The sequence below is a fragment of the Flavobacterium ustbae genome (assembly GCF_003946915.1).
In the GTDB taxonomy this organism is placed as follows: domain Bacteria; phylum Bacteroidota; class Bacteroidia; order Flavobacteriales; family Flavobacteriaceae; genus Flavobacterium; species Flavobacterium ustbae.
Map to the genome: position 1 here is coordinate 171,977 of NZ_RPOC01000001.1, position 21,749 is coordinate 193,725.

General features: G+C 33.9%; 20 protein-coding genes. 7 read left to right on the forward strand and 13 right to left on the reverse strand.

The genetic code is table 11. The features are described from left to right. Position 1 precedes the first annotated feature (1 nt). The 3 genes from EG814_RS00805 to EG814_RS00815 all read left to right on the forward strand — a co-directional run bounded on the left by EG814_RS00805 (position 2) and on the right by EG814_RS00815 (position 3,226). The gene (locus tag EG814_RS00805; protein WP_125717938.1) at positions 2–469 is read left to right on the forward strand and encodes a RidA family protein; all 468 of its coding nucleotides are present in this window, start codon (positions 2–4) and stop codon (positions 467–469) included. Positions 470–1,051: 582 nt separating this feature from the next. Beyond that, positions 1,052–2,146, forward strand: a complete 1,095-nt coding sequence (locus EG814_RS00810) for a D-TA family PLP-dependent enzyme (RefSeq protein ID WP_125717939.1) — start codon at positions 1,052–1,054, stop codon at positions 2,144–2,146. A 9-nt stretch (positions 2,147–2,155) separates the two neighbouring features. Next, entirely contained in the window at positions 2,156–3,226 is a 1,071-nt protein-coding gene (locus tag EG814_RS00815) for a dipeptidase (RefSeq protein WP_125717941.1), read from the forward strand. On the opposite strand, the gene EG814_RS00820 is transcribed toward EG814_RS00815, so the two are convergent. Then, positions 3,223–3,999 carry a DeoR/GlpR family DNA-binding transcription regulator gene (locus EG814_RS00820; RefSeq protein WP_125717943.1) on the reverse strand — a complete coding sequence of 259 codons (777 nt, stop codon included), beginning with the start codon at positions 3,997–3,999 and terminating at the stop codon, positions 3,223–3,225. The two genes, EG814_RS00815 and EG814_RS00820, sit on opposite strands and share 4 nt — an antisense overlap. 454 nt (positions 4,000–4,453) lie before the next feature. Between EG814_RS00820 and EG814_RS00825 the strand changes: the two genes are divergently transcribed. Beyond that, on the forward strand, positions 4,454–6,739 hold the full coding sequence (locus EG814_RS00825) for a family 20 glycosylhydrolase (RefSeq protein WP_125717945.1): 2,286 nt from the start codon (positions 4,454–4,456) through the stop codon (positions 6,737–6,739). Positions 6,740–6,797: 58 nt separating this feature from the next. On the opposite strand, the gene EG814_RS00830 is transcribed toward EG814_RS00825, so the two are convergent. The 4 genes from EG814_RS00830 to EG814_RS00845 are packed head-to-tail and all read right to left on the reverse strand — an operon-like array spanning position 6,798 to position 10,668. Continuing rightward, on the reverse strand, positions 6,798–7,544 hold the full coding sequence (locus EG814_RS00830) for a succinate dehydrogenase/fumarate reductase iron-sulfur subunit (RefSeq protein WP_125717947.1): 747 nt from the start codon (positions 7,542–7,544) through the stop codon (positions 6,798–6,800). Between the two features lie 46 nt (positions 7,545–7,590). Continuing rightward, on the reverse strand, positions 7,591–7,965 hold the full coding sequence (locus EG814_RS00835) for a four helix bundle protein (RefSeq protein ID WP_125717950.1): 375 nt from the start codon (positions 7,963–7,965) through the stop codon (positions 7,591–7,593). A 21-nt stretch (positions 7,966–7,986) separates the two neighbouring features. Next, positions 7,987–9,987, reverse strand: a complete 2,001-nt coding sequence (locus EG814_RS00840; protein WP_125717952.1) for a fumarate reductase/succinate dehydrogenase flavoprotein subunit — start codon at positions 9,985–9,987, stop codon at positions 7,987–7,989. Between the two features lie 15 nt (positions 9,988–10,002). Continuing rightward, complete coding sequence (locus tag EG814_RS00845; RefSeq protein ID WP_125717953.1) at positions 10,003–10,668, reverse strand: succinate dehydrogenase cytochrome b subunit; 666 nt, start codon at positions 10,666–10,668, stop codon at positions 10,003–10,005. Between the two features lie 356 nt (positions 10,669–11,024). On the opposite strand from EG814_RS00845, the gene EG814_RS00850 reads away from it, so the two are divergent. Then, a complete protein-coding gene (locus EG814_RS00850; protein ID WP_125717955.1) occupies positions 11,025–12,386 on the forward strand; it encodes a hydroxymethylglutaryl-CoA synthase family protein in 1,362 nt (453 codons plus the stop codon). Between the two features lie 173 nt (positions 12,387–12,559). Here EG814_RS00850 and EG814_RS00855 read toward each other — a convergent pair whose 3' ends face one another. The 6 genes from EG814_RS00855 to EG814_RS00875 form a co-directional block, all read right to left on the reverse strand. After that, on the reverse strand, positions 12,560–13,921 hold the full coding sequence (locus EG814_RS00855; RefSeq protein WP_125717957.1) for a hypothetical protein: 1,362 nt from the start codon (positions 13,919–13,921) through the stop codon (positions 12,560–12,562). After that, complete coding sequence (locus EG814_RS00860; RefSeq protein WP_125717959.1) at positions 13,918–15,183, reverse strand: MFS transporter; 1,266 nt, start codon at positions 15,181–15,183, stop codon at positions 13,918–13,920. The genes EG814_RS00855 and EG814_RS00860 overlap by 4 nt, the downstream gene beginning before the upstream one ends. Positions 15,184–15,438: 255 nt before the next feature. Next, the gene (locus EG814_RS21240; protein ID WP_262699215.1) at positions 15,439–15,564 is read right to left on the reverse strand and encodes a hypothetical protein; all 126 of its coding nucleotides are present in this window, start codon (positions 15,562–15,564) and stop codon (positions 15,439–15,441) included. Positions 15,565–16,096: 532 nt separating this feature from the next. Then, complete coding sequence (locus EG814_RS00865) at positions 16,097–16,534, reverse strand: GNAT family N-acetyltransferase (protein WP_125717961.1); 438 nt, start codon at positions 16,532–16,534, stop codon at positions 16,097–16,099. Between the two features lie 4 nt (positions 16,535–16,538). Further along, positions 16,539–16,916 carry a nuclear transport factor 2 family protein gene (locus tag EG814_RS00870; protein WP_125717963.1) on the reverse strand — a complete coding sequence of 126 codons (378 nt, stop codon included), beginning with the start codon at positions 16,914–16,916 and terminating at the stop codon, positions 16,539–16,541. 157 nt (positions 16,917–17,073) lie between these two features. After that, complete coding sequence (locus EG814_RS00875; protein WP_125717965.1) at positions 17,074–17,916, reverse strand: SMI1/KNR4 family protein; 843 nt, start codon at positions 17,914–17,916, stop codon at positions 17,074–17,076. 429 nt (positions 17,917–18,345) lie between these two features. Here EG814_RS00875 and EG814_RS00880 point away from each other — a divergent pair, with 429 nt between their 5' ends. After that, complete coding sequence (locus EG814_RS00880; RefSeq protein WP_125717967.1) at positions 18,346–19,638, forward strand: aminopeptidase P family protein; 1,293 nt, start codon at positions 18,346–18,348, stop codon at positions 19,636–19,638. A gap of 61 nt (positions 19,639–19,699) precedes the next feature. Here EG814_RS00880 and EG814_RS00885 read toward each other — a convergent pair whose 3' ends face one another. Next, complete coding sequence (locus EG814_RS00885; protein ID WP_125717969.1) at positions 19,700–20,218, reverse strand: ferritin; 519 nt, start codon at positions 20,216–20,218, stop codon at positions 19,700–19,702. Positions 20,219–20,306: 88 nt separating this feature from the next. Beyond that, positions 20,307–20,663, reverse strand: coding sequence for a hypothetical protein (locus EG814_RS00890; protein ID WP_125717971.1), 357 nt, complete (start codon positions 20,661–20,663; stop codon positions 20,307–20,309). Positions 20,664–20,840: 177 nt separating this feature from the next. Here EG814_RS00890 and EG814_RS00895 point away from each other — a divergent pair, with 177 nt between their 5' ends. Continuing rightward, complete coding sequence (locus EG814_RS00895) at positions 20,841–21,644, forward strand: TIGR00266 family protein (protein WP_125717973.1); 804 nt, start codon at positions 20,841–20,843, stop codon at positions 21,642–21,644. The last annotated feature ends 105 nt before the right edge of the window (positions 21,645–21,749 follow it).

The following is a 21,749-nucleotide window of genomic DNA, read 5'->3' on the forward strand; positions in this document are numbered from 1 at the left end:
CATGAGTTTAAATCCGCAAGAAAAATTCGAAATTTTAGGTTTGTCGCTTCCGCCAGCGCCGCAACCTTTAGGAATATACAAACCGTATTTGGTAGACGGAAAATATTTGTATTTATCTGGACACGGACCAGTTCAGGATGATAAATCATTAATTATCGGCAGAATCGGAGAAGATATGGATATCGAAGCCGGAAAATTAGCAGCAAGACAAGTCGGCTTAACAATGCTTTCAACAATCGTTACCAATTTCGGAAGTTTGAGCAAAGTAAAAAGAGTAATAAAAGTTCTCGGAATGGTAAACTGTACATCAGATTTCCTGAGACATCCGTATGTAATTAACGGCTGCAGCGAATTATTTGCAGAAGTTTGGGGACAAGAAAACGGAATTGGCGTGAGAAGTGCCGTAGGTTTTGGATCTCTTCCAGATAATATTCCGGTCGAAGTTGAAGCGCTTTTTGAATTGTACTAAACGTTTTTTTAACACATAGAGACATAGGTTTTTTTAGATTTATAAAAAGGAGATTAAAGAGAAACTCGTTTCTCACACATTAGTCCCGAGGCTTCGGGATGAATTTAAATTAGTGAAGCGCCTTTTCAACACACAGAAAAGCTATGATTCTATGTGTTTGAAAAAAAATTACAACCACAAATTACACAAATTTTCGCAAATTGAATTCGTGGAATTTGTGCAATTTGTGGCAAAAAATTAAACACATAGAAACATAGATTTTTTAGACTTATAAAAAGGAAAAAAATAAAAGAATCTCGTTTCTAACGCATAGCTGAGTGTAGCCACGAATTACACAAATTCAATTTGCGAAAATTTGTGCAATTTGTGGTTAAAAAAAACATAGTTACTATGTGCATTTAAACAAGTGGAACGCCTTCAACACAAAGAAAAGCTATGATTCTATGTGTTAAAAAAATATAGCCACAAATTAAAAGGATTAAAAGGATTAAAAAGATTATCTGCTAAATCTGCGAGAGAAAAAAATCCTTTCGAATCATTTTATCCCGATAGCTATCGGGAGTGGCAAAAAAATTAAGCATTATGCAAAAAAACTGGTGGAAAATAGATTCAGAAACTTTGATAGACACGCCTTTTCTGGCGGTGTATGAAGATCGCGTGCGGCAGAATATCGAAAAACTGATTTCGTATGTAAAAGGCGATACGCAAAAACTTCGTCCGCATATTAAAACACATAAAAACGGTGAGATTCTGGAATTGTTCAAAATTTACAATATTAAAAAAGTAAAATGTGCCACAATTGCAGAGGCAGAATTGGCCGCAACACATCAAATTTCGGATATTCTGCTTTCCTATCAGCCAGTCGGATTAAAAGCAGAAAGGTATATTTCATTAGTGAAAAAATATCCAGATCTGCATTTTTCTTCGATTGTAGATAATTTAAAAACCGCTCAAAATTTAAACGCTTTCGCGAAAGAGAATCAGCTGACTTTAAGTCTTTACTTAGATTTAAATACAGGAATGAATCGAACAGGTTTTCCGCTTTCAGAAAATTGGATGGATTTAATTGACAAAATTCAGAAATTAGAAAACATCAAATTTGAAGGAATTCACATTTACGACGGACATATAAAAGGAACTGTTGAAGAAAGAAAACAAGAAGCTTCAAAAGCTTTTGATTCGATTCAATCGAAAATAAATGAAAATGAAAAAATTGTCGTCGGCGGTTCGAATACTTTCCCTTTTTACGCCGAACAAAAAAATGTAGAATGCAGTCCGGGAACTTTTGTTTTTTGGGATTCGAATTATCAAATCAATCTGCCCGAACAAGATTTCAACCCTGCTTTGGTTATAGTAGGAACTATTATTTCTAAACCAACAAAAAGTACTTTCTGTATTGATATTGGCTATAAAGCTGTTTCATCCGAAAATCCGATTGATAAACGATTAGTGATTTTAAATGATGAAAATCTGATTCCGATTTCACATTCTGAAGAACATTTGGTTGTCGAAAATAAAGGTGAAAATGACTATCAAATTGGAGATATTATTTATGCCGAACCTTATCACGTATGCCCGACCGTTGCGCTTTATGATAATGTGGAGGCCGTAAACAAAAAACATCAAATTTATGCGACCTGGCCTGTTGGGGCAAGAGCGCGTAAAATCAATTTTTAAAACCAAAATATGTTTATACTAGATGCTCATTTAGACCTCAGCATGAATGCGATGGAATGGAACCGGGATTTAAGAAATGATGTTCCTACGCTTCGTCATTTAGAAAAAGGAATGACCGATAAACCGGATCGCGAACGTGCAACGGTTTCTTTTCCTGATCTTCGCCGTGGCAATATCGGAATTGTGGTCGCCACTCAAATCGCTCGTTTTGTAAAACCAGATAGCATTATTCCAGGATGGAATTCTCCAGAACAAGCTTGGGCGCAGACGCAAGGACAATTGGCATGGTACAAAAGCATGGAAGAAGCTGGCGAAATGACGCAGCTTACAGATAAAAATTCGTTACTAAAGCATTTCGATTTATGGAATGATGGAACTCAAAACGATAAAAAACCAATTGGCTATATTTTGAGTTTAGAAGGCGCTGATTCGTTTGTAGATATTTCGTATTTAGAAAGAGCTTATAATTACGGATTAAGAGCCGTTGGACCTGCACATTACGGTCCGGGAAGATACGCCAATGGAACCGATGCAACAGGAAAAATGAATGCAAACGGCATCGAATTATTAAAAGAGATGGAACGTCTTAATGTAATTTTAGACGCCACACATTTATGCGACGATGCTTTTTGGCAGGCTTTGGATAATTTTAACGGTGCTGTTTGGGCAAGCCACAACAATTGCAGAGCTTTAGTAAACCATAATCGTCAATACAGCGACGAAATGATTAAAGCTTTAATCGAAAGAGGCGCTGTTATCGGTGGCGCTTTGGATGCTTGGATGATGGTTCCGAATTGGGAAAGAGGAGTTTCTGATCCTAAAAAAATGAATTGCAGTCTGGAAACGGCTTTTCAGCACATGGATCATATCTGTCAGATTGCCGGAAACGCCAAACATATCGGAATCGGTTCTGATTTGGACGGCGCTTTTGGAACTGAACAATGTCCGTACGATTTAGATACGATTGCAGATTTGCAGAAATTGGTTCTGATCTTTAAAAATCATGGTTATTCTGACGAAGATTTAAAAGGAATCTTTCATCAAAATTGGATTGACTTTTTAGTGAAAAACTGGGATTAAATGACAACCAAATTCGGAACGTCTTTTTTGTACGGTTTTAGTTTCTCGTCATTTGGTTCCACTTCGGTAATAACGTAATGAATATCGGCTAAATTGGCAATTTTCATTTTAAGAACAGTATTCAATTTTTCTGTAATTGTTAAAACCGCTGTTTTTCTAGAAGCTTGAATCATTGCTTTTTTAACCTGAACGGTTTCCCAATCAGAATCAGAATAACCACCGACAACGTCTAAGGCGTTTGTTCCTAAAACCAGAAGATCGGCTTTTATGTTGGCCAATTGCTGAAAAACTTCGCCACTCACACACATCTGACTGTACGAAGAAATGCTGCCGCCAATCATAATGGTTTTGATATTCGGTTTATCTAAAAGTTGAACGGCTGTTAAAGCAGTAATAGTAAAAACAGTCAGATTAAGATCATTTGGAATTAAACGGATGAATTCACGAATAGTGGTTCCTCCGTCAACAACCAAAACCATTCCGTCATGAAGAAGACTAACTGCTTTTTGAGCAATAACCTGTTTGGCCTCAACAGCATAAGTCTGATTGGATGAAGAATAGTGATATCCTTTGGTCATGGCACCGCCTTTTACTTTTATTAAAAGCGCATCAGCATCCAATTCGTTGATATCACGGCGTACAGTATCTTCTGAAACGCCAAGCTTAGCCGACAGCGTTTCAAAACTTACACGTGTGTGCAAGTTAATCTCTTTTAGAATATGATTTTTACGTTCTTCTTTACTGTAATTTAAAACTTCATTCTCAGTGCTCATGCCGATTGATTTTTTCTATTTACAAAAATAAACATTTCATTATAATTTTCATCGTAACCAAAGACAGTTTCTCTCAATAAAAAAGGTTTGTAATCCTGTTTTAAAGTTGTTTAACTATCTTTAAGTTTCTTTACTAAATAGATTGTCTACAATTATTTAAGACATTCGAGATAGCTAGTTAGAGTAGCTTTATTTTTTTGCCACTCCCGATAGCTATCGGGATAAAATCATTCGAAAGGATTTTTTCCTCTTGCAGATCTAGAAGATCATACAGATAATCTTTTTAATCCTTTTAATCTGTGGCTATATTTTAGCACATAGAACTATGTGTGAGAAACTAGTTTCTTTCAATCATCTTTTTATAAAAGAAAAATCTATGTTTCTATGTGTTCAAAAAAACATTTTGAATTACGCCCAACGGAGTTATTAAATAATTTTTTAAAATTTTTCACTTATGAAAAAATTCGTTTTACTGTTTTTGCTTCTGATTCATTCCATTGGAAATTCACAAAATAAATCAATTATTCCTGCACCCAATTTTTATCAATTGACAGGAGACAGTATTCGCATAAACGGAAAAATTCAGGTTGTTTTTAAGAATAATAAATTTAGTTCGAAAGAATTAAAATCTGCTAAAATTTTTGAGTCGGCTGTCAATTCATTTTCAGATTCTAAAAAATCAAACCTAAAAATTGAGTTCGACACAAGCGAAAAATTCCCCTCAAAAGAAGCCTATAAAATCAAAATTTCATCGAATAAAATTTTAGTAAGCGGTCAAGAAGAAGGATTATTTTACGCTGTTCAGACATTATTGCAGTTTTTGCCAAATGATCCTTCCAAAAAAGAGCTAAAATTTCCATGTGTAATCGTTCGAGACCAACCACGATACGGCTACCGCGGTTTGCACCTTGATGTTTGTCGTCATTTTTTTGGCGTTGATGTTATAAAAGATTTTATCGCACAAATGTCTAGTTATAAATTAAATACTTTTCATTGGCATTTGACCGACGATCAAGGCTGGCGAATTGAGATTAAAAAATATCCAAGACTCACCGAAATTGGTTCAAAAAGAGCGCAGACTTTAGTGGGGAATAAATTTGAAAGATCACCATTTTTTTTCGACGGAAATCCATACGGAGGATATTATACACAAGAAGAAATTAAGGATGTTGTCAAATTTGCTTCAGCACATTATGTGAATATTATTCCAGAAATCGAAATGCCAGGACATGCTTCGGCGGCGGTTACGGCTTATCCAAATTTGGCTTGTTTTCCAGATCGAAATTATAAAGTCGTAGAATCTTGGGGTGTTTTTGAAGACGTTTTTTGCGCTGGAAAAGACGAGACTTTTGCTTTTTTGGAAGATGTTTTAAAAGAGGTGATGACTTTGTTTTCGAGTAATTATATTCACGTCGGTGGAGACGAATGTCCAAAAACAAGATGGAAAGTCTGCCCGAACTGCCAAAAAAGAATCAAGGATTTAGGTCTGAAAGATGAACATGAACTGCAAAGTTATTTCATTAAAAGAATAGAAAAATTCCTAAATGCAAACGGAAGACAAATCTACGGCTGGGACGAAATCCTTGAAGGCGGATTGGCTCCAAATGCAGCAGTTATGTCGTGGCGTGGCGAATCGGGCGGAATTCATGCTGCAAAATTGAAACACCCCGTTGTCATGACACCAGAAGGAACGGTTTATTTTGATTACAATCAGGGTTATTCGCCAAACGAACCTTTAACAGTTGGACGATTGAGCACTTTAGAAAAAGTCTATAATTATAATCCAACGCCGGTTGACAGTTTAACGGTTGAAGAACAAAAATATATTATCGGCGTTCAGGCCAATCTTTGGTCGGAATATTTGACAAATCCAGCAAAACTGAATTATATGTTATATCCAAGAGTTTTTGCTTTGGCAGAAATTGCTTGGACAGAACCTCAAAACAAGGATTACGATTATTTTACTCAAAATCAATTACTATATCATTTAGAAAAATTAGAACAGCAAAAAAGATTGTATAAAGTTCCAACGCCTTTTGGTGCTGATGAAACGGCTTTAATTGCTTCAACATATATTTTAGATTTAAAACCAACCATCAAAAACGGAAAAATATTCTACACGATTGACGGATATAATCCTGATGAAACAGCAAATTTGTATCTAAAACCTGTAACGATCAATATTCCAAAAGGCGAATTCAGAATCATCAAAATTATTCAAATCAGCGAAAGCGGTAAACGAAGTTCGATCAATAAAATTATTATTCGAAATCCTGATTTAAAACCAGCTTTGGCTATTCAGCCGAAGAAAAACGGTTTGCAATATGAATATTTCAGAGGAAAATTATTTCAGCAAACACAAGATTTAGAATTGGTAAAACCAACAAACTCTGGAATTTTAGAAGGCAAAATTACTGCTGAAAAATGGAAAACGAAATTAGAGCGTTATATCGGTTTAAAATTCAGCGGATACATCTTTATACCAGAAACTGGAAATTATACTTTCTCTACCTTTTCAGATGACGGATCGAAGCTTTTTATTGATGACGAATTAATTGTAGACAACGACAAAATTCATTGGGCAAACGAAGCTTATGGTGCAGTTAAACTGGAAAAGGGTTTTCATAAAATCAATCTCAGTTATTTTGATTTAACTGGCGGAACTATTTTGAACGCTTTTATACAATTAGAAGGAAAAGAAAAAGTAGAAATAAGTGCTTCGCAATTGTATTATGAATAGAAACAAAAAACGCTTCCGTCGTAACGGAAGCGTTTTTCAAATATACTAAATTGTATTCTTATCCTTTTAAGCTTGCTGCTAAATACTCACGGTTCATACGTGCAATATTTTCAAGCGAAATTCCTTTTGGACATTCGATTTCACAAGCTCCTGTATTGGTACAGTTTCCGAAACCTTCTAAATCCATTTGGTGAACCATATTTAATACACGGTCAGTTGCTTCAACTTTACCTTGTGGCAATAATGCATATTGAGAAACTTTTGCAGAAACGAATAACATTGCTGAAGAGTTTTTACAAGTTGCAACACAAGCTCCACAACCAATACAAGCAGCAGCATCAAATGATTTATCTGCGTCGTCTTTTGGAATTGGAATAGTATTCGCATCGATTGTATTTCCTGAAGTGTTTACAGAGATAAATCCACCTGCGTGTTGAATTCTATCAAAAGAACTTCTGTCAACCACTAAATCTTTAATTACAGGGAAAGCTTTTGCTCTAAATGGCTCGATAAAAATTGTATCACCATCTTTAAACATACGCATGTGTAACTGACAAGTCGTTACTCCTCTATCTGGTCCGTGTGCCTCACCGTTGATGAATAAAGAACACATTCCGCAGATTCCCTCACGACAATCGTGGTCAAATGCTACAGGCTCTTCTCCTTTGTTGATTAGTTCTTCGTTAAGAACATCAAGCATTTCAAGGAAAGACATATCTGGTTCGATTCCATCGATAGGATATTCTACAATCCCTCCTTTATCTTGGGCGTTTTTCTGACGCCATATTTTTAATGTAAGTTTCATAATTTTGTTATGGGTTATAAGTTAAGAGTTAAAAGTAATAGGGCTACTATTGCATTTTAGTCTTAGCTAAATAATTTATATATCCATTTAATATTGCTTTGGTTCTTTCAAACCTTTCTCTAAATTTCTGAAGCAAATCTTCTTCAATATAATTCTCATCTAAAGCAGTTATTACTTGATTTAAGGCTTCTGTTAGAGAACCCCTTGCAATTCTGCAGAATTGAATATTTTCTTGATAATGATATCTGCCAAACCCTTCGGCAATATTATCACTAACAGATCTAGAAGATCGTTTAAGCTGACTTGTCAAGGCATATTTTTCGTCTATTTGAAATTTCGGAAGAATATTTTGAGAAACAAAGATTCTTAATTCTCGTGCTGCTTTCCAGCATTCTAAATCTTCGAATGACTTTAAACTCATAACCCTTAACTCTTAACTATTTTATTTATAACTTCTTTGAACTAATTTAATGTTTTCGTAATTCAGAGGTTCTTTGTGCAACACTGCATCACTTGGTTTTCCTTTGTATTCCCAAGCTGCAACGTATGCAAAGTTGTCGTCATCACGAAGTGCTTCTCCTTCTTCTGTCTGGTATTCCTCACGGAAGTGACCTCCACAAGATTCGTTACGGTGTAAAGCATCTTTCGCGAACAATTCTCCTAATTCTAAGAAATCGGCAACACGAGTTGCTTTTTCTAATTCCTGATTAAATTCGTTAGCGCTTCCTGGCACTTTTACATCTCTATAAAACTCTTCACGTAAAGCAGCAATTTCTTCGATAGCTTCAGTTAAACCTTTAGCATTACGAGCCATACCTACTTTATTCCACATAATTTTTCCTAATTTTTTGTGGAAATAATCAACTGAATGTTTACCGTTGTTATTGATGAATTTGTTAATTTGATCAATAACTGCTTTTTCAGCTTCAACAAATTCTGGTAAATCTGTAGAAATTGGTCCCATTTTAATATCTGGAGCTAAATAATCTCCGATAGTGTATGGTAATACAAAATATCCATCAGCTAAACCTTGCATCAAAGCAGAAGCTCCAAGTCTGTTTGCTCCGTGGTCAGAGAAGTTAGATTCTCCAATTGAGAAACATCCAGGAATTGTAGTCATTAAGTTATAATCAACCCAAGTTCCACCCATTGTGTAGTGAACCGCTGGGTAAATCATCATCGGTGTTGTATAAGGATCTTCATCGACGATTTTGTAATACATCTGGAATAAGTTTCCATATTTACTTTTCACGATTGCAGCTCCTAACTTAGTTACCAAAGCAACATCTTTATCATCTAGACCTTTTACGTAAGCATCTTCCGTTCCGTAACGTTTGATTGCTGCTGCGAAATCTAAGTAAACTGCTTCACCAGTTTTGTTAACTCCAAAACCAGCATCACATCTTTCTTTGGCTGCACGAGAAGCAACGTCACGAGGTACAAGGTTACCAAAAGCAGGATATCTTCTTTCTAAGAAATAATCTCTTTCTTCTTCAGATAAATCAGTTGCTTTTTTTCTTCCTTCACGAATTGCCTGAGCATCTTCTAATTTTGCAGGAACCCAAATACGACCGTCATTACGTAAAGATTCAGACATCAAAGTCAATTTAGACTGGTGATCTCCAGAAACTGGAATACAAGTTGGGTGAATTTGTGTGTAGCAAGGATTTGCGAAGAAAGCTCCTTTTTTATGAATTTTCCAAGCTGCTGTTGCGTTTGATCCCATAGCATTTGTTGAAAGGAAAAATACGTTTCCGTATCCTCCAGAACCAATCACTACCGCGTGAGCAGAATGTCTTTCTATTTCTCCAGTGATTAAGTTACGAGCGATAATACCTCTCGCTTTTCCGTTCACGATTACAATGTCAAGCATTTCGTGACGATTGTACATTTTAATTTTTCCACGACCAATCTGACGGTTCATTGCAGAATAAGCTCCTAACAATAATTGCTGTCCAGTTTGTCCTTGTGCGTAGAATGTACGAGAAACCAAAGTTCCTCCAAAAGAACGGTTGTCCAGAAGTCCACCATATTCACGAGCCAATGGCACCCCTTGAGCCACACATTGGTCGATGATGTTTGCAGAAACCTCAGCCAAACGGTGAACGTTTGCCTCACGAGCACGGTAGTCACCTCCTTTTACAGTATCGTAGAACAATCTGTAAACCGAGTCACCGTCTCCTTTATAGTTTTTTGCCGCGTTAATACCTCCTTGTGCAGCAATAGAGTGCGCACGACGTGGAGAATCTTGGAAGCAAAATGCTTTTACGTTATATCCTAACTCTGCTAGAGTAGCCGCAGCCGAACCTCCAGCCAAACCTGTACCAACTACGATAATATCAAGATTACGTTTGTTAGCTGGGTTTACTAAATTAATATGATCTTTATAATTTGTCCATTTGTCCGCTATAGGACCATTTGGAATTTTTGAATCTAATGCCATTATAATTGATATTAATTATTGGTTGAAATGATGAAATAATGCGATAATCACAAAAGCTGCTGGTACTACAACTGCAAACCAGTAACCTACTTTTGCTAAAAATCTTGAATATTTATTGTGCATCCCCATTGATTGAAGAGAAGATGCAAACCCGTGCCATAAGTGAAATCCTAAAAGGATAAAAGAGATACAGTATAATCCTGTACGAACTGGGCTATGAAACTTGTGAACTAACTCACCATAATATCTTGTAGCATCTGGAGCTGTTCCTGCTACATATTTATAGCTTAATTCAGGAAACCAGAAATCATAAAAATGCAATACTAAGAATGCCAAAATAACCAATCCAGAAATAATCATATTTCTAGAACTCCAAGAAGCGTTTGCAGCTCCGTTGTATTTTGCGTACGAAATTGGTCTTGCTGCGCTGTTTTGAGCAGTAAGAACAAATCCCATTACGAAGTGCAAAATTACTCCGAATGCCAAAACTGGCTGCATTACATATTGTATTAACGGATTGTAACCCATAAAATGAGAGACTTCGTTAAAAACGCCTTCGCTCAAAATAGAAATAAAATTTAAGGTAACATGCAGCGTTAAAAACGTGATTAAGAATATTCCCGAAAGCGCCATTGCCACTTTCTTTAAGATGGAAGCATTCAACTGTGCAGATTGTGCCATAAGTGTTAAGTAGTTTGTTTTAAAAAATTAGACAAAAATAACTCAATTACAAAAGAACTACAACCATTTCGCTGTTATTTATAATGATTTTAAAATAGCATACGTGTACGTATTTTTACGTATAAAATATTTTTTCATGTTGAATAATTCACTATAAAAAATCCGCAACAGACTATCTTATATTCTTTTGAGCAAGAATTTGAGTCTATGTTATTATCAAAAATTTATGATATTGTTATTTTATTCAAAGTTTTGATTTGTTTTCTTCAAAAGTGCTCTTTGGCAGAAATTTTGTCTAAGTAAAAAATTGTCATTCCACAACATAGTTTTACCTTTAGCTGCTCAAAAAATTAAGAATGAAAACAGGAATTGATGCTATTTCGTTTGATGTAGCAAACATACATTTACCCATAAAAACTTTGGCAATCGCCAGAAATATTGAACCAGAAAAATTAGAAAAAGGTCTTGGATTATTAAAAATGACTTTTCCAGACGTTCACCAAGATGCTGTTGTTTTTGGAGCAAATGCTTTAACCAAACTGATTCAAGACAACAACATAAATCTTAACGAAATTAGCCGAATTTACGTCGGTACCGAAAGTGGTGTTGACAGTTCAAAACCAATTGCTTCTTATTTAATTAGTCTAATGGAGCAAAAATTTGGCGAAGATGCTTTAGCAGAATGTGATGTTGTAGATTTCACTTTTGCTTGTATTGGAGGTGTAGACGCGATGCAAAACTGTTTGGATTTCGTTAAATTGAATCCGACGAAAAAAGCGATTGTAGTTACCAGCGATTTTGCTAAATACGATTTAAATTCTGGCGGAGAATACACTCAAGGCGCTGGAGCTGTTGCAATGCTAATCACGGCAAACCCAAAAATCATTGCTTTTGATGACAATTGGGCAACAAGTACAAAAGGTGTTTTCGATTTCTTTAAGCCTTATAGAACAATTTCTAAAGAAGAAATAACGAAAAACACAAACAACGATTCTTGGTTTGATAATTTAGAAGCCGAAATCGAAATCCACAAAGATCAGCCAGTTTTTGACGGACAATATTCCAACCAATGTTATATGGATCGTACGCGAAATGCTTACTTTTCATTCAAAAAATTAAAAAATACTACCGAAACTTTATACAAAACTTGGCACAGTATCGTAATGCACTTGCCGTATTCTTTTCAAGGCCGCAGAATGTTGTCTGAAATTTATGCTTTAGACAGTGCAGAAAAAATTATTGCTGATGATATTGCACCTGCAGATTATCAGACTAAAATTAAAGAAGTAGCAAAATCTGATGATTACAGAAGTTTTGTAACCGAGAAATTACAGCCTGCAGAATTGGCTTCTTCTTTAATAGGAAATCTTTATACCGGTTCTATTTTTATGGGACTATTATCGACTTTGGCTCATTTTTATGATACTGATAAAGAAGTTACTGGAGAAAAATTCGGTTTCTTAGCTTACGGAAGCGGATCGAAATCTAAAGTTTTTGAAGGAACTATTCAGCCAGAATGGAAATCGGCTTTGGCAAATGTGAAGCTTTTTGAAAATCTAAAAGAAAGCATAGAAATTGATTTTAATACTTACGAAAGTCTTCATAAAAAAGAACAAAAACAAAGCGTAAGAACTCCGAAAAACGAATGGGTTTTAGACAGAATCGAAAAGGAAATTTCTGTTTTGATTGGAGCGAGATATTATAAGTGGATTGATTAATTTAAATTCCAATTAAAAAAATCCAAATTCCAACAAAAAACCGAAGCTTTCGCTTCGGTTTTTTTATATTATAGATTACTGAATTAAATAAGGATTTTGTCTCTAATTAAAATCTGAAAACCCTTTGCAAAATTTCAAACTTACGCAAAGGCTTTTTTTTGCGAATTCATATATTATTCTGCTGTCAGCCAATCTTCTTCATAATGTTTTTTAACATCTTTCAAGATCGCATAAACGACATCCGTATTTCCTTCCTGATTTCTTCTTGCCCAAAAACTGTAAATCCAAACTGCGGCTGCTTTATTGTTATAGTCTGTATTTTTATTCTGCTTAGAATTTCTCGTAATTAAACCCCAGGTTTTTTTGGAAACAAAAGGACTGATTTGAGTAAAATGATAATTTGGAAACTCTTTTTCAGCACCATAAACCATTGTTTTATAAATCAGATCTATTACCTCGGTTTTACCCTTGTTTTTATTTTCAGCGCGAGAAATATCATCTCTACTTGAAATCAAAACCTCTGTAAGTAAATCTAAATTTGCATCGTTATATATATATCTTGATAAGATCGCAAACAAAATCGGTTTATAACTTTCATATGCCTCTTTTAGTTCATTAGGATTTTCTCTTAAACGATCCGTGAGAACCCTGGTGTCATGTACATATTCAGCCATATGTAACCCCATTTTAGTTTCATTTCTAAAACCTGTTAAAGACTGGTTTTTCTTTAAATATAAAAAATCTTTGAAATAAAATTTTATTTCGTTACTTATTCTAGAATCACTATATTCTTCATCATAACGATTCCTCAAAAATCCAGTAGATTTTATATTAGAGGTATTCATATCTATAAAACCATAATAATCCTCAACACATTTTACTCCTTGTCCAAGTGCTTCAGTTTCTTCTACAATACTGCTATCAATTATAGCCAGTCTTTCATCTACTGACGGCATTACTTTTATAGCATCAAACATTTCATTTAAATAGCGTTTCGGAGTAGCCATGTTTCCGACTCCAACAAACAAAGCTCCTCCAAAAACAATTAACGAAAGAAAAATCAGTAAAGCACCCAGCATTTTACTTACTTCATTGACCTTTTCTTTTACCTTTAAAAGAATACCTATAATTAAGCTTGCTATAATTAAAAGAACTATGAAAATACAGAGCTTCAAAACAAAAACTTTATATGCTTCTGTTGCTATTCTAAAACTTGAAGCAAGAGCAATGAAAGAAGTTAAAAACATAAAACTCCCAAAAGTCAAAAAGGTAAAGAAAGAAAAGCTCCAAAATTTATCTTCCTCTTCTTTTTCAGGGTCCTTTTTTGATGCGTCCGAATAAATAACTGTTAGTACCAATCGCTGTACGAGAATAGAAATTCCTAATACAATAAGAGGAAAAAAGCCAAGTAAGAATAATGGGATTTTTGTAATTACCGAAAAATACTCGCCGTACTCTATCTTAGAAAAGATAAAACCTAATGCGGCAAGCACGAAAAACTGAACTATTAAAATTGTTTTATAAGATTTTATCATTCTTCAGGATTTTCGTAATGTTCTTTTATTTCTTTTAAGATCGCAGCGGTTTCCTGTATGTTTCCTTCATTATTTCTTCTGGCCCAAAAACCGTAACACCACATCAAATCTGATTCTGTATAAGCAAAATCATCACTGGAAAGTTTTAATTCCTTAATTTTTTGAATCGTTTCTGGAGAAAAATAACCCTCAAATTTTGAAAAATATTTATCCTGACTTGTGTTGTTTCCTTCATCGTCCTCCATTGTTTTATACATTTCAACGAGTTTATCATTTTGGCCGCCAATATCATCGTGAGCTAATAATAATGCGTTTACGATCTTGTCAAAATGAGCTGTATGATAGGTTTCTTCAGATACGGCACTGTAAAACACCGGTTTGTATGTTTCAAATTCTGAATAAAGTTCATTTGGAATATTTTTCAAATTATTTATAAAGTGCAGGAGATAATAATGATCACTTTCTACATCATCGCTTTGCAGACTAGTGTTTATTAATTTTCTAACACCAAAAAATTCATTTTCATCTTCTGTTCCTCCCCAATCCTTAATTAGAGAATTCCATGAATCATAAAGTAAAGTTGCCGTTTGACCGCCTTCATCATCCGTTTCTTCGCTCTGTTGATAATCTTGATAAACTTCTTCTTGATTTACTGTATTTCCAGATTTAGTCAGCGTATATATCTGTGAGTTTTGTATAAATAGAACCATAAAAATAAATTCAAAAAAAACCGAAGCTGTCATAATTATGAAACTAAATATCAAGACAACCACAGCAAATGATTTATTGGTTTTCCAATAAATGCCAGTTGCTAATAAAAAAGAGGCCACAACCAAACTGATTATAATAACAAGCAGTGATCTAGAAAGAATTATTGCATAAAAATGAACCGGCTGATCAATAATTAAAGGCTCTTTTTGAAAAACCAATATTGAAAACCCACCTATAATCAGCAATAAAAAAACGTTGCAATAGAAGGCAAATTTCCAAAAGTTCTCTTTACGTTTTCTTTTTACAATTTCGGCTTCATCTTCTGGAGCACCAGGAGGTTTTGGAAACAAAGTAAAAAGCGACGCGATGCAGCAGACAGCAAAAAAAATGAATGGCAGCCATTCGCCATAATTAAATTCGTAAGGATGAAGCTGTCTAATTTTCAGTACTTTTTGCTCTCTGAAATTGGAAACAATCAAAAGGCCAAGTAAAAGAAGGGGAATAAATTGTAGTATTAGGGTGTTTTTAAAAAATCTGGTTTTACGATCCATATTAAACTTTTGATACAGGAATTTGCCCAAAACTATTAAAAAAAAATTAACATTTTGGCTTCTAAAGTAAATAATTTGCGTCAAGAGAAGATTATATTTTAACCTGAAAAATATTGCTAAAAAACAAAGGTTGATTTTCAATATTTTATTTAAAAAAACTATGTCAAGGTCTAAAACTTTGACATAGGTCACGTGCAAAAATCAAGCACTTAAAAGAATTTTCTAATTTCAAATTGACCAATTATCTAATTAACCTTAATCCTTCTTATGCTGTTCAGTATAATTTTGATTTCCTTTTATTCTAGTATCTTCTGTATGCATTCCGTTTGCCATTCCGAGCATGAATGCAGTTATTATTAAAGTAATCTTCGTTTTATCCATTGAAGTGGTCGCTTAGATTGTTCTAAGCGTGTTTTATTTTGTTTATACATTTGAAAATGATAAATGATTAGACATTATTTTATCATCTTATGCTTTGAGAAAGCATAAGAGCTCAGAAAAAAATTCTTAAGCCGTGTATAAACTTTTATTGAAGTTTGCTGAATGGATTATTTCATTTACAAAAACAGCTTGTTTTATAGATGAATTTATTTTTTGATGGAGAGATTCGCAAAATTTAAAAACCATTTTGATTTGAAGCGTCAAAACTTCTTTTAAACTTTTGTAGATTATAAATATCGAAAATGAAGATTTTCCGATTGATTTTGAAAAACCAAATTTATACAACCGTAAGTTTTGAAAATCTAATCCACTATTTAAAACAACTCGAGAAGATTGATAATATTCAGGAGAATTAGATCGCTGATTTAAAGTACCTCGCCCGCAATCACAACTAAAGCGAGAAAGAGAGAGATTAGGTATTTTAAATGGTTTTTCAATTTATTTTAGTTGATTATTGTTCAAATATATGCATTTACCTGGAAATCGTAAACTTATTATGACTCAAAGTAAAACCTAGATTTTCATAAATCAAAACGTTTTCTACTCGCTTTTTGTTTGTCGTTACTTCGATACTTTTAAGATTATTTTGTTCTGAACGTTTCAGAATTTCATCAACTAATTTTCTTCCAACGCCTTTTCCACGATGGTTTTTATCGATAAAAAACTCCTGAATTTCGCCGACTAATCCGCAGTGATGCAGTAAATTTTGAATGTGAAATGTGATAAAACCTAAGCTTTCGTTTTCGCTTTCAGCAATTAGATAAAGATGATTTGGATTTGAAATATTTTCAACGAATATTCCTTTGAAAATTTCAAAATCAAAAACTTCATTTTCGAGTTCGCATATTGATTTATAGACGAAATTTAGGTCTATAGTTTGGATTTTTCTGATGTTGATTTTTGAGTTCATAACTCTAACTAATATCCGTCAGCTTTACAATCTTATTGTCTAAAAATTCAAAAACCGATTTTCCTTTTAAATTGAGTTCTTGACCCGCTTTCAGTCCGTTTGGAAAATCCATTGCCAGAACTGCATAATAATCGATCTCAATTGTTACAGCATTTGAATCGTGAGTGAATGACTGAATGGTTTGTTTTCTTACTGAAAAATAATCCTTGGCTTTTTCGGCTTGGGCTTTAAAATCTTCTATTCCATTTAAAGACATATTGATTTCGCCATTTTGAACATTCTCAAAAATGATCGATTCGTTAAAATCGGCAATCATTTTATTGACATCAAATTGATTATAAGCTTCTATATAGTTTTGGATTGTTTTCACTTTTTCTGTCATATAATTTTCTATTAAAAGATTGCTACATCAAGATTACACAATTCTAATTTCAAAACCAAACTCAAAGAGTCAGAAAAATTGTATTTTTACAGAATTGAAATGTTTTAGAAAATGTATCGTACAAGGAAAAACTTGTGTTGTATCGAAACTAAAAATTTTAATGAAACAATTTATCGATTAAATAAGTAAGTAAATCCCTGCGAGGCTTTTTGTCTTTAAATGTCATTTGTTGTTCTCTTTCAATTTCTTTATTACGCTGAGCAAATTCCTCCCTTTTAATTTGATCTAATCTTTTTATTTCAAGTTCTCTATTTTGTTGATCAATTTTATCTTCTTTACTTTTTTCCTCAGCTTTAATTCTGTTCTCCCATTGAATGTTTTGATGATAAATCATAATGTGTCTATCGATTTCATTCAAAAACCATTCAGCAAAAGAAAGACGAGGTTTATTTTTCTTTAAATCATATTCCGGATAGACTTCACTGTAAGAAGAAAAGTTATCTGTCCAAATATTTCCATATTCACTCCCATTAACAACAATAAATGAGCTTGTGCCACATCCATAACCTGCTATATGAATTTGTCCATTTGAGTATCCTTTGTCAAAAATCTGGTCATCCACATCATAAATTATTTTATAAGGATATGAATCTTTACGTTCAGTACTACTAAAAACTACCTTATCAGTTAATTCAAAAGGAAGTGAAGGATTAAATTCATTTTCCTCATAAAAGAAATCTTTGAAATCAATTTCTTCAATTATATTAAAACCCCATTTGTTTTTATTTACAATACCATTTGCCACATTCAACAAAAAATATCGATAGTCTTCTGGTATTGTTACTTTAAATTTATTCTCAAATCCCTTTAAATCTTCTTCTAATACAACAGGTAAAAACAAATACTCTTGCTCTAAAATTTTTCTAGCATTTTCAATCGAATCTAACATTTTACAATGTAAATTATCCATAAAATCCATTTTGTGAAATTTAATAATCATTTCTAATATTTTGGCAATTTACAAAATACAATAATTGAAAAACTAAATTTGGAATCAACAGCAAAACTTTCTATAAATCTCAATTTCTACATAATCTTTGTCATTTCGACTGAAAGGAAACACGAGCGATAGCGAATAGGCGAAGCCAATCGCACTAGGCGCTCCGCAGAGATTGGCGATTTACATTGAGGAGTTACTTGCGGAGATCTCTCCTTCGTCGAGATGACAATATTGAGAAAAAACTTTGCGTCTTAGCGACTTTGCGAGCAAAATAATCCTCGCGTACTTTGCGAAAAACTCAGCGCCCCTTTGCGGTTAAATAAAACGAATCTAAATCCTCAACAAATAAGAAAACTTTAATAAATCAATTTTCCGCTATATATTTAAAAAACGTAATTTTGAAAATCGAAGTTCAAAAACGAAATAATTATGAAATATCATCAAATAAACAGCGGTCTTTTTGTAAAAAACCGTAGAAAGTTCATGGCAGAAATGAAACCTAATTCGGTTGCCGTGTTCAACTCTAATGACATTTACCCAATTAGTGCAGACAGTACTTTGCCGTTTGCACAGCACAGAGATATATTTTATCTGAGCGGTGTAGATCAGGAAGAAAGTGTTTTGCTTTTGTTTCCAGATGCGCCTTACGAAAGCCAGAGAGAAATTCTTTTCTTAAGAGAAACAAACGATCATATTGCGGTTTGGGAAGGTGAAAAACTGACGAAAGAACGCGCTTTTCAAGTTTCTGGAATTAGAACGGTTTATTGGTTACAGGATTTTCATAAAGTTTTGAACGAAATGATGACGTATGCCGATACGATGTACATCAATACCAACGAACATTACCGCGCATCTGTTGAAGTTGAAACCCGTGAAGCTCGTTTTGTAAAATGGTGGAAAGAACGTTATCCAGCGCATAATGTAGCGAAAAGCAATCCGATTCTACAAAGAATTCGTTCTGTAAAAGAAAGTGAAGAAATCGATTTGATTCAGCATGCTTGTGATATTACAGAAAAAGGTTTCCGCAGATTATTAGGATTCGTAAAACCAAACGTTACAGAATATGAAGTTGAAGCAGAACTGGCTCACGAATTTATCCGTAACCGTTCTAAAGGTTTTGCTTACACACCAATTATCGCTTCTGGAAACAATGCAAATGTTTTACATTATATCGAAAACAATCAGCAATGTAAAGATGGCGATTTATTATTATTGGATGTTGCTGCCGAATATGCTAACTATTCTAGCGATATGACAAGAACAATTCCTGTTTCTGGACGTTTTACAGACCGTCAGAAAGCAGTTTATAATGCCGTTTTAAGAGTTAAAAACGAAGCAACAAAAATGCTTACGCCTGGAATTTTATGGAAACAATATCATGTTGAAGTAGGTAAAATTATGACTTCTGAATTGCTAGGTTTAGGTTTATTGGACAAAGCCGACGTTCAGAACGAAAACCCAGAATGGCCAGCTTACAAAAAATATTTCATGCATGGAACTTCTCACCACATGGGACTGGACACGCACGATTACGGATTACTTCACGAGCCAATGAAAGCGAATATGGTTTTCACGGTTGAACCAGGAATATATATTCCGAACGAAAAATTCGGAATTCGTTTAGAAGATAATGTTGTCGTTCAGGAAAAAGGAGAGCCTTTCAACTTAATGAGAAACATTCCAGTTGAAGCTGATGAGATCGAGACTTTGATGAATGAATAAATAAAAGAAGCCCTTAATATTCAATATTAAGGGCTTTTTATTTTTATAAACTCGGTTTTAATTATCCGATTTTTGCTATCTGCACATCCAATTCGAATTTGCCAGTAGCTTCATTTTCGTTGATTAACTCAAAAAGCTCTAAAGCTCTTCTTGCATTTTTCTCTTCTTCTCTTTGCTCAGCTACGTACCACATCATAAAATCTTCTGTAGCATAGTCGTTTTCAGCTCTACATTTTGCGATTACTTTATTGATTGCCTGAGTTACAGCAATTTCGTTTTGTAATGCAATTTCAAACACTTCTCTAAAAGAAGCAAATTCTTGTTGTACTTCCGGAACAGATGGCGTAACTGCAATCCCTCCCATGTCTGTAATGAATTTGAAAATTTTTAGAAAGTGCTCTCTTTCTTCTTCAGCTTGTTTGTACAAGTAAGATGCTGTATTGGCAAAACCGTTTCTATCCAACCATGCAGCCATAGCTAAATATTTGTTTGAAGCGTCGCTTTCTAATTTTGCCTGTAAGTTCAATATATTTTCTACACCTTCAGTTAATGAAGTTGTAGTTCTTAGTAAATCTTTCATAATTGTAAATTTTAATTATGTAAAATTACTAAAATTAGACAGAAGAACCCTAAGTGTCTGAAAATTTGGATTTAATCTAAGTAAGAATCTAAATAAGCTCTACGTTTACAATATTGCAAAGCATAGAATGCAGATTTAGTGTAAACTTTGTCCCGTTTAATAACTCTCTTAATTGCACTATTTCGCAGATAGTAAGATTTCTGGAAAAATTTCTTTTGGTAGTTTCAATCAATTGTGCATCTGACTTATCAGACAAGTCATAAAGCATATCAAGAATATCAACGTTATTAACCTTTCGCTGAAATAGCAAAAAATCCTGAATTTTATAACTTGACACGGTATCAACAAAATTGATAATGATTTTATTGGTCAAATCACATTGGTAACTGTATCCTTTTTCGGTTTCAAATAAGACTTTGGTTGTCAAATCACTAACTAATGCCATTCTGATAAATTATTAACGGTGCAAAAATATAGAATTAAATGGAATTAAACACATAATTAAGACTAATTTAAAATAAGGGATACTGTTAATATTTTTAAACTATTATAAGAACCATAGAAATTGTAACATTTTAAAGCGGCATTCGACTAATTTTAAAAACAAATAACTTAAGAAATTATGCAATCACACGAAATAGATTATCAGATTTTTGGAGAAGAAATGCAATATGTCGAAATAGAACTCGATCCACAGGAAATTGTAATCGCCGAAGCGGGGAGTTTTATGATGATGGAAAACAACATCCAGATGGAAACCATTTTTGGCGACGGTTCTCAACAACAAGGATCAGGTTTGTTTGGTAAACTTTTAAACGCAGGAAAAAGAGTTCTTACTGGCGAAAGCTTATTTATGACAGCATTTTTAAATCAGGGCAATAGCAAAAGTAAAGTCTCATTTGCCTCGCCATATCCTGGAAAAATCCTCCCGATTGATTTGACAGAATTTCAAGGGAAATTTATTTGCCAAAAAAGTTCTTTTTTATGCGCTGCCAAAGGCGTTTCTGTTGGAATAGAATTTTCGCAGAAACTAGGTCGCGGTTTATTTGGCGGCGAAGGTTTTATTATGCAAAAAATCGAAGGAGACGGTATGGCGTTTGTTCATTCTGGAGGTACGATGGCTAAAAAACAATTAGCTCATGGCGAAGTATTAAAAGTAGATACGGGGTGTATTATAGGTTTTACTAAAGATGTTGATTACGATATTGAATTTATTGGCGGAATCAAGAATTCTATTTTTGGTGGCGAAGGGTTATTTTATGCCACTTTAAAAGGTCCAGGAACGGTATACATTCAGTCGTTACCATTCTCAAGATTGGCTGATCGTATTATTGCATCGGCACCACGATCTGGAGGAAATAGCCGTGACGAAGGAAGCCTTCTCGGCGGATTAGGAAATCTTCTAGATGGCGATAATCGTTTTTAATTTTATTGAATGGCTTTCAGAAATGGAAGCCGTTTTTTTTAAACCATATAAGAAATATAAGTTCATTTAAAATTAACTCGATTAATTTTTTTTTGACTGAAATAA